Genomic DNA, 15,079 nt, shown 5'->3' on the forward strand with positions numbered 1-15,079 from the left:
TTGAACTTCAAACAGCCAACGAGAGCACTAAGCGGTCGCGTGCGGCTGACCTACTTGAATATTACGGATGATGCTCTTGATACGGCGCTTCGAGGAGCGCGCAGGCCAGATGTATGGGGCAGGCCTGATTGGCGGCTTTTGTCATCTGTACATCCGACAGGAGGTGATCGATGGGAATGCGGGCCGCATTCATCCACGGCGATCAGGTCATCACCAGTTACAGGGGGCGCGGGCACACGCTGGCCGCCGGCATGAGCCCGCGATCAGTTATGGCGGAACTCTCGAGGAGGCCGTTCGCCAACGCTGCAAACGGCAAATGACAACTAGGAAATCAGATATGGATTCCGCGACCATCATCAGAGCGCTGGCCCATCCGACGCGACTAAATATCCTAAAGTGGCTGAAGGATCCTGACCGGTATTTTGGGCCGCAGGGATATCCAATTGATTTAGGGGTTTGCGCCAGCCAATTCCAGCGCGACGGAATGGCTCAGTCGACGGCATCCGGTCATCTCAAAGTACTAACGGACGCTGATTTACTGAGCGCCAGGAAGATCGGGCAGTGGAAGTTCTACCGAAGGAATGAGGCAGCCATATCGAGCTTTCTGCATCAGCTCACAACAGAAATTTAGGCCGGCTCAAGCGCCCGTCGCAGTGAATATTTCTTTTGGCGGTGGGGTAACGCCCCGACGGAAGCGACTTCTGTATTCGACCGGCGTGACGTTGATGCGGCGGACGAAAGCTCGCCGAAAGGCGCTCTGATCGTTAAAGCCGCACAAGGCTGCTACGCGCTTCAAGGGAACGTCGCCCTCTTCAAGCATTCTTCTCGCGGCATCCACCCTGACGGCTTCGACGTAGTCCCCTGGCGTCATGTCAGTTTCGCGTTTGAACGTGCGGGCGAAGTTGCGCGCGCTCATCCCAAGACGAGACGCCAGCGTCTCCACGGCGAGATCATTGGCGATATGTTCCGCTACCCATTGAGTTATCTCGCGAATAGGCCCCATTTCAGAGACCTGAGCTTCAAGATGCACGCTGAATTGCGACTGACCGCCTGGACGCTGCAGGAAAAGTATTAGCTCTTTCGCGACCCTCAGCGCCACGCCCCGACCGAAATCTTCCTCGACCATCGCGAGTGCGAGATCCATGCTCGCCGTTACACCGGCACTGGTGTAGACGGTTCCGTCTTTGATGAAAATCGTATTCGGCTGGACGTCGATCGCTGGGAACATCTTTCTGAGCCTTGTCGTGGAATTCCAGTGCGTCGTTGCGCGTCGTCCGTTGAGAAGGCCTGCGCTGCCCAGCAAAAAAGCTCCGGTGCAGATAGAAGCCAGCCGGCGCACCTGGACGGATCCGCTCTTCACCCAATCGACCAACTTGGGGTCCGCCTCGAAGTCTTGAACGCGCGGGCTGCCAGCAATTAAAAGCGTGTCGAACCCTTCCAGCGATTCGTCGATGGTCCGATCAGGGAGCAGGCGCCCGCCGTTAGACGCCACGACCGGCTCCCTGTCCCGCCCGACGACAGCTAGCTCGTATCCGGTCCTCCCATTAATGAGCTTGTTCGCTTCAGAAAAGACGTCCATCGGTCCCGCGACGTCCAGCATTTGCACGCCGGGCATGGCTAGTATCGCTATGCGCATGAGCTTACTCCTCGCGCCGGCCACCAGAGTCCGCCGAAATCTTCCGCGCCTACTTTGCCGGCGGCGGTGGCTGTCGGACAATAGTACTTTGGCATCGACTTACTCGTAACTCGCTCGGAGACGAGCGTACTCCTCAACAAGGCGCTGCAGCGAAAACGATCGATTTAGCCCGCTGGGATTGGGCAGTACCCAGACCTCCGCGCCGGCGAATGTCATGGCTTGCCGGCCCCAGTCAAAGCGTTGCGATGCGCAGAGACTGGCAAATGCCGGCTTCCCAAGGAACGCCAGCCTTTTCGGCCGAAAAGCCCGTAACTTGCGTTCGAATTCCGGCGCGGCGGAGGCGTAGTCCTGGGGACCGAGTTCGACGGCGCTTTTTGTCGCACGAGATACGAAGGCCGTGACGCCGCAACCGTATTCCAGAACCTGGCGCTCCTGATCCGCGCGCAACAGATACGGGGTGAAGCCGGAAAGATGAAGGACGCGCCAAAACCGGTTGCTCGGTGATGAAAAGTTGTGCCCGTCCCGGACAGCAGAGGTCGCCGGGTTCAGCCCGCAGAAAACTACAGAGAGGTCAGGCGCCAAGACGTCCGTCAGCCCCGCGGGTGAGACCGTGGGGCCCGGCGCCTCGTTCTGGGGACCTCGTTCACTCATACAAGTGCGCGGCCATCCCCGGTGATCACTGAACTCAGATCGACCGCCTCGTCCGAAAGGATCATTTCGTTGTGGGGTTTTCCGGATGGAATCATAGGCAGACAGTTTTCCGTCTTTTCTACTCGACAGTCGAAGATTACGGGACCGGGGTGGGCCAGCATCTCAAGGATCTTTCCATCCAGTTCCGCCGGGATCTCAGCTCTCATTCCCTTGGCGCCGTAGGCCTCCGCCAACTTCACGAAATCGGGCAGGCTTTCCGAGTAGGAGTGACTATATCGCTCATCGTGTAGCAACTCTTGCCATTGTCTGATCATCCCCATGTACTCGTTGTTCAAAATGAAGATCTTGACGGGAAGCTTGTACTGCACCGCCGTGGACATCTCCTGGATATTCATCAGGATGGAGGCTTCTCCGGCGATATCGATGACCGTGCTCGTCGGATGGGCGAGTTGAGCCCCGATTGCTGCGGGGAGGCCGTAGCCCATTGTGCCAAGCCCGCCTGAAGTCATCCAGCGGTTCGGTTCATCCAGGCTGAAGAACTGTGCTGCCCACATCTGGTGCTGCCCGACTTCGGTCGTCACATAAACGTCCCGGTTAAGGGTGAGGGCGCGCAATCGTTCGATGGCATATTGTGGTTTGATGACCTCGTCGGACTTCCGGTAGCCGAAGGCGTTGCGTGATCGCCACTTTTCGATCTGTTCCCACCAGACCGAGAGCTGGTCTTGGCGGCTTGTGGTCGAGGTTTTCGGCCAAGCGGCGATCATGTCGTCGAGCACCGAGCAGGCGTCACCGACAATCCCGACGTCCACCTGGACGACCTTGCCGATTGACGAGGGATCGATGTCGACATGGATCTTGCGCGAACCGGGAGAGAATGCGTCCAGCCTACCCGTGACGCGATCGTCGAACCGGGCGCCCACGCAAAACATCACGTCGCAGTCGTGCATCGCGTGGTTCGCCTCGTAGGCGCCGTGCATCCCAGGCATTCCAATCCAAAGCGGATCGGAAGCAGGAAACGCACCCAGACCTGTCAACGTCGATGTGACCGGGGCGCCCAGAAGAGCCGCGAACTGTCTAAGCCGCTGGCTCGCCGCTGGGCCTGAATTGATTATCCCGCCGCCGCTGTAGATGATCGGCCGTCGTGCTTTCGCCAACAAGGCTATCGCCTGGTCAATAAGTAAGGGGGATGCCTTGGTCTGCGGCTCAAACCGATGCAGAGGTCGCGCTTCCGCTGGCCCGACATATCTTCCTACCTTGACCTGAATATCTTTGGGGATGTCGATGACGACTGGACCCGGCCTGCCAGTGGTTGCGATACGGTACGCCTCATGCAACACGTGGGGCAGTTCCTCGATGCTTCTGACCAAATAGCTGTGCTTGGTACACGACCTGGTTATACCGATAGTGTCCGCCTCTTGGAACGCGTCCGTACCTATCAGATGCGTAGGCACTTGGCCCGTGATCACGATAAGTGGGATCGAGTCCATCAGCGCGTCCGCAATTCCGACAACGGTGTTGATCGCTCCGGGGCCGCTCGTGACGAGCACGACGCCGGGCTTTCCGCTGGAGCGCGCATAGCCTTCAGCCGCATGTGCGGCACCTTGCTCGTGGCGAACCAGAATATGCCGCAGCCTCGGCTCGTCGAGCATGGCATCATAAATCGGCAGAACGGCGCCACCGGGGTATCCGAAAAGCACTTCGACGCCATGATCTGCAAGCGCCCGAACAACCATCTCCGCTCCCGACATTTCGTCCGGCGCGGACGGCATAGCGTATTCGTTTGGTTTCATCCTTAAATTCCATTCGGTACGAGAAAGCTTCCACTTCGCTTTCGCGCCAGTATATAGAATTCGAGCATGACCGAATTGTCTTGCTGGGGGCAAAAACGGACAGATGCGCGTCCATTGCTGCCAGCGTCACTACCGACGCCTGAGCTTCATGGCGCCGGGGGTATTCCAGCGATGTGCGCCATGAGCCTTCTGACGCTCAGTTCCTGATCAAGCTCGTTCACCAGCAGTTTGAACCAGCTTAGGCCGACCCAGAGAGTTACCTTGTCGTCTACGTCCTCTGCGCGAACCTGACCTCGTTCCGCGCCCCTCTTCAGCATCTGTCTCACGTCGGCGGTGCGGGCGGGCAGGAACCGCTCCCGCAATGCGTCCAGAGCCTCGGACGCGCCCTGCGCTTCGGCAATGAGACTTTTCAATGCCGCGCCGGCAGGATGCGAGGCCCAAAAGCGCCACAAGCTGACAGTGTACTGCTCCAGGTCGTCCAAAAGATCACCGGTATCGGGAACTGGAACTGAAAGATGGCGCTCCGCCGTGTAGATCGCGATGAAAAGGTCCGCCTTTGTAGGATACCATCGGTAGATCGTCGTCTTGCCCGATCCCGCCCGGCGAGCGACTTCCTCGACCGAAAATCCGATGTACCCCTTCTCGGAGATCACTTCGCGCGCCGCCGCAAGCACGGCCGCCTCCGCCTCGGGATTGCGGCGGGCTCCGGTGGACTTGCGAGGTTTGGCGAGAGGCTTTGGCAGACTGGTCATACTTCAGGGGTAACTCAGGTTGAAGGTCAGGATCAACCGCGAAGCGCGAGGCTTATTTAAAAGCTTGACGGTCGCGCGCGCGGGATGAAGCCTGGAACGCCGGTGTCGACGACCGAATTGAACCGGATCTCGGTCTCGATCTTCTGGTCGATCTCGACCAGCGCTTCCTCGGGAATAGAGAGCAGGTTGGCGTTTTCCATGATGCGACTTGGCGTTACGGACGTCGTCAGAAAGGCTGTTCCTCGCTGAGCGGCCCATGCAAGAGATACTTGGGCTGGAGTCATATCAAGGCGGCTGGCGACGTTCTGGATCACCGGATCCTCAAGGAGGTTCGGTTCCATGCCATGTCCCAGGGGTGCGAAGGCCAATAATACGATTCCTTCCCGCTTGCAGTACTCGAGCATCTCCCATTCAGGAAGATAAGGGTGTGATTCAACCTGAACGATGGCAGGCTTTATCCTTGCTGCTTCGACGACGAGCTTCAGTTTCGGCAATGTGACGTCGGAGAGACCGATCGCCCTGCATTTCCCGCCATCGACAAGTGCTTCCAGCGCGCGCCATGTGTCGATCAAGTTCACCTGATCATCATAGATGACGGCGCCATGCTCATCGCGTGGATCGTGTTCATCTCCCGGCTGAAAGGCAAACGGCGTGTGTATGAGGTATGCGTCTACGTAGTCCACCTGCAGTCTGAGGCAGCTCGCTTCAAACGCGGCCTCGACCCGCTCTGGCCTGTGATTGGTGTTCCACAGCTTCGTGGTGATAAAGATGTCCTCGCGGCCGACCAACCCGGCGCTGAATGCATCCTGTAAAGCTTCCCCGATCACATGCTCATTCAGATAGCGCTCCGCGCAGTCGAAGTGGCGGAAGCCACTTTCGATGGCCAGCTTGACCGCGTTCTTTGTCGCCATAGGGCTGGGTATCAACGTCCCGAAGCCGACAACCGGAATATGGCCGCGGCCGTCCAGGAGAGGAAGGCGGCGATCGCGAGGCGCTACCGTTTCTTTCATTGTATGCTCCTTGGTTGAGAAAACATCGATGCGACAGCGCTCATTGCGCTACGGCAACAGATGTCTCGGTCGAAATTACTGCGAGGCATCCACGTCGACCCGTCGTTCGATCGTGAAAAGTTCTTGAGCACGGCTGACCCCTCGTAAAGTGTGAGCGCCAACCGACAGCAGGCAACCTCCGTTGTCCGCCTCCAGCGCTGAGGCAAATGTCGACGATATCAGGAGGTCCCTTTCGAGCGAGCGGCAGAGCGAGGCAATCCTGCTCACCTCGTTCACCGTCGGTCCGATGACCGTGAAATCCAATCGCTCCCGTCCGCCAATATTGCCGTAGAAGACGTCGCCGAAGTGCAGAGCCAGATAGACTTCCGTCACGGCGCGGCCTTCGATCCTGCGGCGCGCGTTCAGATCAACGAGCTTCTTGTCGAGCAAGCCCCGCCCGTGCAGCGCTGCAGCGCAGGCCTCCTGCGCAGTAGCTCCTCGAAAGATCGCGAGAGTGCCGTCGCCCATCAGCTTGAGCACTTCGCCGCCTGCAGCATTCACCGACGAAATGACCGCCTCTGCGTAGTCGTTGAGCATCGGGATGATCTCCTGCGGATCGGATAGGTCCGAGATGCGGGTGAAGTTCGCGAGATCCGAGAACCAGAGAGCGGCGGCAATCTGATCGGTCTTGTCTCGACGCATCCGGCCGAGCAGCACATGTCGTGCGGCATCCTCACCGAGATAAACCTTGGCAATTGTCTGCGCGACGCCGCTGATGGCGACGCACTTCGTCGCGAGCGCCAGACAGGGTGCGAGCGCTTTAAGCGCGTTGAGATCCGCTTTCGAAAAGCCGCCGGGTGCTCGTGTTGCAAACTGCGAAAAGAAGCAATCGATCTCCCCGATCGTTCCGTTGTCTCCGAACCTATGTGCTAAGGCCACAAAATCTGTGAACCCATCTGCCTTCATGGAGTCGAGCAGATAAAAGTCACCCGCATCACCATGGCAAAAGCGCCTCCTTACTTCGAGGTCGCCAGTCGTACGCAGGTAGAAGAAGGCGGTCCGTTCCCAGTTTATCGCGAGGCTTCCACCCGTTCCCAATCCGAACTCTGACAACCTCTCGATCGCCTGATTAGCGTCCCATCTGAAAGCGCGACGCTCGTACATGGGATGCAGCGCCTCGATCACCGCACTGGCTCGTTCCACCGGAACGCCAGACGCCGCGCAACGTACGCAGAAGCCGGCCAGCAAGTCGGCCTCGGGCATTCCTTCGATGCCCGACTGCATCAGCCAGGCGGTCAACTCTGCAACTCGGTTGTCTTTCATTGGCATGTCAAAGCAGTCTGTTGGCAAGAATCTGCGATTTTAGCGGGTCGTAAGTGGATGCGCGGGTGAGGGAGCCATGAGAGAAACAACGAGCAGTCCAGCGACCGCTGCAGCGAACGTAAGCCAAAACCCGTCGATATAGGCTAGAACATTAGCCTCCCTTTGCACGATCGAAGCGAGCACGCCCAATCCCCGCTTCAAAGCATCCGCGGACGTCGAACCGCTCGAGGAACCGGAACCGAGACTGGAGAGCATCGAGTTCCATCCGGGCGTCGTGCCGGTGACGTGAAGACCGATGAGGTTGGAGTGCAACTGCTCGCGCTGCCGAATCCAGGTCGTCATCGTGGTGGCGACGGTTTCAGAGCAGATCAGACGCATGACCTGAACATATGCTGTGAGCGACACGGCCCGCGCAGGATTCACGTTGCTGAAAAGCGTTGCCACGGCGGCAAGGAACACCAGCTCTTCTCCAAACGTTTGAAGAACGACTATCAGACGGAATTCGGGCAGCGCCCACAGGTTGGTGAGTTGGGTGCCCAACCATGCCGAGACAAGAAAACATGAGAACCCGAGGATCAGGGTGGCCCTCTGCTTGATCGTCCTTACCAGCACCACAGCGGTGCCGGTGGCTACCAGGAGGAGTGCAATAGCAAGCGGCGCCGAAAAATCGCCCACTTGCTCGGGGCGCAGTCGCGTGACCGAGACCAGGAAGTTCGGCTCGAGAAGCGAGCTCCCTAAGCTGGTGGTCATGAAACAAGCGATTGCCGCAAAGCCCAAGGCCACATTCCGAGAGAAGAGCACGGAAATATGCGCCCACGGATGCGTTACGCGCGCCTCATGCAAGAGGAATACGAGGACCAGAAAAGCGCTGGCGATCATCAATGAAACGACCATTCCAGATCGAAACCAATCCAATCGATTCCCCTGATCCAATGCAAAATAGAGCGTGGTCAAGGCGACGCCGAAGAGCGCCATGCCGCCCCAGTCCGCACGGCTCAGCAACTCCCGGTCCGTTACGACCGGCTTCGCGCCATACCAGAACAGGATTCCGACCATGGGAGCAATCAAGGCGCCCTGCCAGTACAGCCATTGCCAACCGATCGTCTGGGTGTAGCTTCCCGCCGTGTAGAGACCGAGATTCTGGGCGAACGGTATCCGGAGCACGTAGAAAGCCAGCGCGAAGATCCAGTACCTGCGGTCGAGATTCTTGAACGCTATCATCAGCGTTGCGCCGACGAACATTCCGAGGACCACAGCTCGCAGCGCGTGCAGAACTGCAAGCACTTCGAACGAATGCTGGAAGGGGATGAGAACCGACACCGTCGAGTAGAGCGCCACGGGCACAGTCATCACCCGCTTGACGCCAAAGACGGCTATCAACCAGCCGACGCTCGGGGCGACCAGTATCTGAGGCGCTGTCGCAAACGTGCTCAGCCACGCGCCTTCGTCGAAGCTCAACCCGAACGCTCCGCGCAGGTCCGCAAGGCCGATGTTTGCCGTCCGGACGTCGAACGCGGTCAATATCGACGCCAGAACCATTGCCACGGCAACAAAACCTTGCCGCGGCAGGTCGCTGCCATTTCCGGTCTTAGTCATGGCCTTCGGCCTCGGTGTCTATCTTCGTGATGACCGACATTCCTGGCCGAAGCCTTTCGAAGTGCGGCTGCTTTGCATCGAGCTCGACGCGAACCGTCAGGCGCTGAGCAACTTTGGTGAAATTGCCGGTGGCGTTGTCGGGTGGAAGCAGGGCGAAGGTCGAGCCGCTGGCAGGCGAAATCTTCGAGACGGCGCCATGAAACGTCTCTCCGGGAAGGAGGTCCGCTGTCACCTCTACCGATTGCCCTTCGCGAACTCTCGAGAGCTGGTTTTCCTTGTAGTTCGCAAGAACGTACACATGGGGAAGAGGGACGATCGAAATGAGACTGGTGCCAACGCTCACATAGTTGCCGATTTGCACATTTCGTCTGGCGACAATGCCATCGATCGGCGCACGAACGGTCGTATACCCGACGTCCAGCCGCCGAGCAGCGACGTCCGCTTCGGCCAGGTCGACATTCGCCTGCAGGACTTCGCGTTGTTTTGCGAGGACTTCCAGCTTCACCTGTTGCGCATCTACATTCGCTTTGGCGGTCTTGGAATTCGCCGAAGCTCGCTCGAACGCCGCCGTAGCCTTCTCGAGGTTTTGAACGGAGCTTGCTCGGCCGTCCAAGCCCAGCCGGGTCTGACGCTGGAGCTCCTTGTCCGCCTGGACCTTATCGGCTTCCGACGCTTGGCGTTGCGCCGCAGCCACGTCGATCTGCGTGAATTGAAAAGTACGCTGCGTCGAATTGTCTTCGAGCTGGGCGCGCGCGGCCTCAAGCTTCGCCTCGGCGGAACGCAATGCCACTTCGTATGGCTTCCGATCGATCGAAAAAAGAAGATCGCCGGTTTTGACACGCGTGTAATCGGCTACAGGCACCAACTCGACCGTCCCGCCGATGCGCGCACTTACGGACGAGACATCGGCAAAAACCGCCGCGTCGTCGGTAGATTGAACGCTTCGCGCGGCGACCCATGAGTCCCAGTTCGCCCCGGCTGCGACCACTGCGCCCAGTGCTATAATGATTGCCGAACTGGGGACGATCAACGATGAACGGTTGCGGACTGCCGCCACCGGAGCCGTGGGAGCCGCCGACGCTTTTGCTTCCCCCGGCTGCGGCACGAGCGCCGTTACATTGTTTTCGTGTGCCAAGCTCCAATTCCTTTTCTTTGACCACGCCATGACTTCATCCGTCGTGATGGACCTCGCGGTCCGCGATTGCAGAATTCGTTCGCCGCTTCCGTCGCTGGAAGGCGGGCCGTCTCGTCGACGGTCAACCGTAAGAATCCTGAGACGCTTCATATATACGATACGTATCGTATCGAAAAGGACTGTTTCATGAATTCTCGCCGGTACTGCTATTCGTTTTTGCTGACACTGGACGGGGGTATCAGATCATCCGGCGGCGCTACACGCCACAGGACTTAGGTATCGCCGATACTATCGTATGATGGTTCGACAGGTTGTGAGATGGTTCGATAGGCGCGCTGGACGCTCCGCCCTCGATGGCAACGAGACTTTGAGGTAACCCGATGGCCCGACTACTATCTGTCAACGTAGGTTTGCCCAAGACCATCTCCTGGCACGGCAGGGAGGTCCGGACCGGCATCTGGAAGGAACCCGTTGCCGGGCCCAGGATGGCAAGGCGCCTGAATATCGATGGGGACGGCCAGGGTGACCTGGCGGGGCACGGCGGTGAGAACCGTGCGGTGTACGTGTACCAGATCGAATCCTATGACTACTGGCAACGTTTCCTCGGTCGGAGTGACTTTGTCTTCGGACAATTCGGCGAAAACTTCACGGTAGAAGGGCTGTCAGATGCGGAAGCGTGCATCGGAGACCAATACCGGATTGGCAAAGCGTTGTTCGAAATCTCGCAACCACGCGTGACCTGCTATCGCCTCGGGATCCGTATGGATGTCCCAGAGATGGCGTCGCTTCTCGTCTCCCATGGTAGGCCGGGGTTCTATATGCGGGTCTTGGAGGAGGGGCTGGTCGAGGCGGGCGACGACGTCGAGATGGTCGCCGCCGGACTCAACCGGTTGACGATCTCGGAGGTCGACGCCCTGCTATATAAACCCGACCATCCCATCGACCGTCTCGACCTTGCGATCGACAATCCGGCATTGAGTCTGGGCTGGCGGCAGTCCTTCGAGAAGTTGAGGGACGCTAACCTCGACGGTCGGGCCAGCGGAAACGCAGGTCTGGCCGCGTACCCGCAGCCTGATCCGGCCTGGGAGGGATTTCGCGAATTCCGAGTGAGCCGGAAGACGTTCGCGAGCAGCGACGTCGTCTCGCTGGAGTTGGAGCCGAGCGACGGGCTCCCGATCGGCGACGCCCTTCCTGGGCAATTCGTCGTAATCGAGTTGAAGCCGACCGCTTCGATCCCGTGGCTGAGAAGCTACTCCCTATCAGCGCGGCCGGATAGTAGAGGGTTTTCCATTAGCGTGAAGCGTGAAGTTGGCGGAAGCGCTAGCGGCTACATCCACGACACCCTGGTCGTCGACGACGTCGTCGGCTTGAGCGCCCCGCGTGGCGCGTTCGTTCTTCCGCAGGGTGACGGTCCCGTGGTGTTAACAAGCGCCGGGATTGGAGTGACGCCAGTGCTTGCAATGCTTGAGGCGTTGGCGGAAGAGGGGACAGAACGGGAGATCTGGTGGCTTCACGGCGCGCGGAACGGTCTGCAACATCCGTTTGGTGAAACTGCCCGTCGGTTCCTGTCATCGATCCCACGCGCCCACAGCGTGATCTGCTACAGCTCACCGACGCCGATGGACGTCATTGGACGCGACTACGACCGCAAATCCCGACTGAATTCGGATGTGCTCAAATCCTTGCCCTTGCCCCTCGACGCCGAATACTGCATCTGCGGTCCCGCCGAATTCATGAGCGATCTCATTGAGTTTCTCCGATCGTCGGGGGTCGATAGGAGCCGCATCCACTCCGAGGCATTTGGGCCGGTTTCCTCGATCACGCCCGGCATCGCGGCGGTCGAGGGACGTCGTCCGCATCAGCCTCCCGGAGAACGGGGAACTGGACCATTGATCACATTCGCCAGGAGCGGGCTCAGCGTCGCGTGGAGTTCAAACTACGACAGCCTGTTGAATTTTGCCGAAGCCTGCGACCTCCCGGTGCGCTGGTCTTGCCGCGCTGGTGTCTGTCACACGTGCGAGACGGCGCTAATTTCTGGTGCCGTCGTCTACGATCCCCAGCCGTTGGACACGGCTGCGAAGGGAAACGTCCTCATCTGCTGTTCCAAGCCCAAAGCGAATGTAATCCTCGATCTTTAAGCTTATGGAGCCGCCCGCTGTTGCTCGTGCCGTGATTTATCGCTTCAGGAGCCATCGAATGCTCCCGATTGCGATGGCCAGCACGATCGCACTTGAGATGATAAGGAGGAACGGCGCGATCATCCCCAGAACTGGACCATCAGTCCGCGCTGCCATTTTCATCGATGCACTGGTAAGCGCCGTGAGCCCGAACGTAATTCCCCAGTAGGATAGATCGAGAGGCTGCCGCCTGATCCACGGGATCAAACGGGCGAGTATCAGTAATTGAAGCAGGCCATATCCAAAGAGAGCATGCGAAAGCGGATCCGGGTGCCCGGTGGTGCCACTCAGATATGCAAGGCACCCGACAGCAGGCGGCGCCAGTTGAATGCCCAGCATGGGGCGGAGCAATTCTGGCAACTCCTTGTTCGTGAGAAGCCTGTGCAGGACCACCGACTCTATCGCCAACCAGGAGAAGAACCCGGCGCCAAACGCCAACTGGCTCCAGTCTGAATGGCCGAAAGCGCTTGCGGCGATCGCGGTCACGAACGATCCCGCGCCGGCTGGGAGATATAGGGCGGCCGTGGTGGAAACTGGATCGCGGTTTCCCTCCCACAAGGAACCTGTCAACCAGACTCCGAAAACGACCGTGAATATAGCGCCAAATGCGAATAGGCTCACTCCCGCGAGCCAGGAATATGGCAGGACACCGAGCGCAATGAGCATTGACGACACGCCGAGAAGGCCGACGAAGCAGCTCTGCACCGGATTGGAGAATTCGGCGAGTGCTTCATCTCTCGCGAGCGCCCATTTGGTTAGAAACAGAAGGGTGAATACTACCCAGATCGCGCCGGCACAGAGATATAACGCCTCGCCGATAATCGTCGGAAGCCTCCACAATTCCGCAGCGAGGCGCCAGTTCGTCGCCAACCCGGATAGACCCAGAACGCACCCGAAATAACTTGCCTGGACTCTAGGAAATAGCACCGCACCATAGGTGGATCCCAAGCTTCCGTTGGTCGATAATCTGCTCACGAACGCCTCCATTTTTATAGTCAAGCGCCTTCGATGGTCGCCGACGGTCTCCGGATCGGGCAAACGCGTTGCTCTGACGCGCCTCGACAGGTGGGTGCGGTTGATCCAGAGAGGCTCCAAATCTGAAAGGATGAATATCTGCGGCAGGTTCTGCAGCGGTCGCGTCGCGGCAGGAAAGGACAATCTGCACCGCAGCCGAAGCTGCGCCGGCAAGCACCTTCCTACGGATGTGATGCGCAAACGCAATCATCGAACACTCCTGCCTTTCGAAGCGGAAAGCCTCTCACTGAACCGAGTTTCGATCTATTGCACCATGGTGTCAGGGAGCCGGCGAAGCGATCTATGTTCAGTCGTTCGGACCGTCCGAAGGAAGCCGCGGCTACCCCTGTGTCGCGTCGAGAGCTCAGTAGCGCCCCCCATGTGGGACCGTCGTCAGAATCTCGAACCGTCGGCCGACCGAGGCTTTATCAACGATGGAGTGCAGAGGCGACTGCCTTGCGAAGTTCGTCAACGCACAGCGGCTTATACAGGCAGTCGATCGCTCCCATTGATATCAGCCGGTCTCGAAGAATTTCGTCCTCGACGCCCGTGATGAATACGATCGGAATATCGCGTCCGCTGGAGATCATTGATTGAAAAAGTTCCGGGCCAGACATTACCGGCATCGCGACGTCCAGAACGATGCATTCCACCTCAGCTATCCGAGGAGAGCGCAGAAAATCATTCGCGGATGAAAATGTCTCGACGTCGAACCCGAGAGAACCAAGCAAACCAGACAGAGATTCGCGCACCGACACATCGTCGTCTACGACGGATATGAGCGCACGCAGATCCACCATCATCACCTCCGGAATTGGGTTCCAGCTTGCCCTCTTTTGCGACCACCTCTGGATGTCTCATGGCGCACAATCAGGCATATGCTTCCGACAACCAAGAGTATATTGGACAATGGTATCGGATGTGCTCTCGATTGCGGTACGGCTCGATCTCGAACACGAGCTCGATGGGCACCATCACGCGAAAGAGGGAGGGATGATATTGTACGAAGGTGTGTTCGCTACCTCGGTAGCGGGTCGAGGAGGCACGCAGGATCGGACAATCGCGGTTTCACTAAAACCGGCGCTCTCGTCTGTCGGCACGCTCGTGGGCTCGCCGCGAACGCGTTCCCCTAGCTTTGCCTCTTGACGTTCAACAAAGCCGCCATGGTCACAAGATCGGGAAGCGAACGGGCATCCATCTTTCGCATGACCTGGCCTCGGTGCGCCTTCACCGTTATTTCGCTAATGCCAAGCTCGTATGCCACCTGCTTGTTCAGCAACCCGGCAACCACAAGTGCCATCACCTCTCCTTCGCGCCGCGTCAGGGAACCGTGTCGCAGGCGTATTTGGCCAAGGTGATTTTCTTCCTGTTGGATGGACTCGTTTTGTGCGATCGCCGTCCGTATCACCGCAAGGAATGCGCCCGGATCGATTGGCTTGGTCAGGAAATCGCTAGCTCCGGCCTTCAGAGCTCTTACTGTCATCGGTATGTCGCCCACGCCTGAAACAAACACTATGGGCACCCGGCTTCCCCTGCTGGTTAGAGCCGCCTGTAGGTCGAGGCCGTCCAGTCCGGGCATATTAACGTCCAGAACCAGGCAGCTTGGGAGCTGCCGTGGAAGATGCGATAGGTAGTCTTGCGCAGATGAAAACAGCAGGGGTGTCCACCCCACGGAGCGTACGAGCAATTCCAGCGATTCTCGAACGGAAGCATCGTCATCAATGATGATGATAACGGGACGTGGCGGCACCGACAGCGCACTAGGCGCCGATTGGCATCGATCTGTTGGAGGGTTCATGTTCTGCAAGACATCCTCCTGTGCGACGACCGTTGGGGTCGTGTCCCGCCGAATGGTGTAGGTCGGCGGTAGCGAAGCCGCTCGTGAGCGCGTTCTCAATCGCGCCGTAGCGAGCGAGCGGCGAAGCGGCGGTCATCGAAGTTCTCCGGTAAAGTCGGGTTGCTCACACCAACCTGATTGGAAGGAACCACCGATGACCGATGTCATGATGAACCTGC

13 protein-coding genes and 1 pseudogene are annotated in these 15,079 nt (G+C 58.7%); 3 read left to right on the forward strand and 11 right to left on the reverse strand.

The window, feature by feature from the left end; genetic code table 11:
- Positions 1–67: 67 nt before the first annotated feature.
- Positions 68–290 (forward strand): annotated as a pseudogene (locus FHX16_RS16050) (thiamine pyrophosphate-dependent enzyme); the annotation flags it as partial.
- 47 nt (positions 291–337) lie between these two features.
- Positions 338–631 carry a helix-turn-helix transcriptional regulator gene (locus FHX16_RS16055; protein ID WP_183859107.1) on the forward strand — a complete coding sequence of 98 codons (294 nt, stop codon included), beginning with the start codon at positions 338–340 and terminating at the stop codon, positions 629–631.
- 6 nt (positions 632–637) lie between these two features.
- Here the strand turns inward: FHX16_RS16055 and FHX16_RS16060 are convergent, their stop codons facing one another.
- The 8 genes from FHX16_RS16060 to FHX16_RS16095 all read right to left on the reverse strand — a co-directional run bounded on the left by FHX16_RS16060 (position 638) and on the right by FHX16_RS16095 (position 9,872).
- Positions 638–1,636, reverse strand: a complete 999-nt coding sequence (locus FHX16_RS16060) for a GlxA family transcriptional regulator (RefSeq protein WP_259129423.1) — start codon at positions 1,634–1,636, stop codon at positions 638–640.
- A 99-nt stretch (positions 1,637–1,735) separates the two neighbouring features.
- Positions 1,736–2,287 (reverse strand): G/U mismatch-specific DNA glycosylase, encoded by a 552-nt coding sequence (gene mug / locus FHX16_RS16065; protein WP_183859103.1) that lies wholly within the window; start codon positions 2,285–2,287, stop codon positions 1,736–1,738.
- Entirely contained in the window at positions 2,284–4,077 is a 1,794-nt protein-coding gene (locus tag FHX16_RS16070) for an acetolactate synthase 3 large subunit (RefSeq protein WP_246712538.1), read from the reverse strand. Before FHX16_RS16070 ends, mug begins: the two co-directional genes overlap by 4 nt.
- A gap of 146 nt (positions 4,078–4,223) precedes the next feature.
- Entirely contained in the window at positions 4,224–4,829 is a 606-nt protein-coding gene (locus tag FHX16_RS16075) for a TetR/AcrR family transcriptional regulator (protein ID WP_183756786.1), read from the reverse strand.
- 56 nt (positions 4,830–4,885) lie between these two features.
- The gene (locus FHX16_RS16080) at positions 4,886–5,839 is read right to left on the reverse strand and encodes an aldo/keto reductase (RefSeq protein WP_183859101.1); all 954 of its coding nucleotides are present in this window, start codon (positions 5,837–5,839) and stop codon (positions 4,886–4,888) included.
- Between the two features lie 75 nt (positions 5,840–5,914).
- Positions 5,915–7,141, reverse strand: coding sequence for an adenylate/guanylate cyclase domain-containing protein (locus tag FHX16_RS16085; RefSeq protein ID WP_183859099.1), 1,227 nt, complete (start codon positions 7,139–7,141; stop codon positions 5,915–5,917).
- A 39-nt stretch (positions 7,142–7,180) separates the two neighbouring features.
- Positions 7,181–8,737 carry an MFS transporter gene (locus FHX16_RS16090; protein ID WP_183859097.1) on the reverse strand — a complete coding sequence of 519 codons (1,557 nt, stop codon included), beginning with the start codon at positions 8,735–8,737 and terminating at the stop codon, positions 7,181–7,183.
- Complete coding sequence (locus tag FHX16_RS16095; RefSeq protein ID WP_246712537.1) at positions 8,730–9,872, reverse strand: HlyD family secretion protein; 1,143 nt, start codon at positions 9,870–9,872, stop codon at positions 8,730–8,732. The genes FHX16_RS16090 and FHX16_RS16095 overlap by 8 nt, the downstream gene beginning before the upstream one ends.
- 380 nt (positions 9,873–10,252) lie before the next feature.
- On the opposite strand from FHX16_RS16095, the gene FHX16_RS16100 reads away from it, so the two are divergent.
- Complete coding sequence (locus tag FHX16_RS16100) at positions 10,253–12,010, forward strand: MOSC and FAD-binding oxidoreductase domain-containing protein (protein WP_183859093.1); 1,758 nt, start codon at positions 10,253–10,255, stop codon at positions 12,008–12,010.
- A 36-nt stretch (positions 12,011–12,046) separates the two neighbouring features.
- On the opposite strand, the gene tehA is transcribed toward FHX16_RS16100, so the two are convergent.
- The 3 genes from tehA to FHX16_RS16115 all read right to left on the reverse strand — a co-directional run bounded on the left by tehA (position 12,047) and on the right by FHX16_RS16115 (position 14,861).
- Positions 12,047–13,237 (reverse strand): dicarboxylate transporter/tellurite-resistance protein TehA, encoded by a 1,191-nt coding sequence (gene tehA / locus FHX16_RS16105; protein WP_246712536.1) that lies wholly within the window; start codon positions 13,235–13,237, stop codon positions 12,047–12,049.
- Positions 13,238–13,491: 254 nt separating this feature from the next.
- Positions 13,492–13,866: a response regulator gene (locus tag FHX16_RS16110; protein WP_310503132.1), complete on the reverse strand. Its 375-nt coding sequence runs from the start codon at positions 13,864–13,866 to the stop codon at positions 13,492–13,494.
- A gap of 326 nt (positions 13,867–14,192) precedes the next feature.
- On the reverse strand, positions 14,193–14,861 hold the full coding sequence (locus tag FHX16_RS16115; protein ID WP_259129424.1) for a response regulator transcription factor: 669 nt from the start codon (positions 14,859–14,861) through the stop codon (positions 14,193–14,195).
- Positions 14,862–15,079: the final 218 nt, after the last annotated feature.

Source organism: Rhizobium sp. BK661 (genome assembly GCF_024808825.1).
Lineage (GTDB): Bacteria > Pseudomonadota > Alphaproteobacteria > Rhizobiales > Rhizobiaceae > Rhizobium.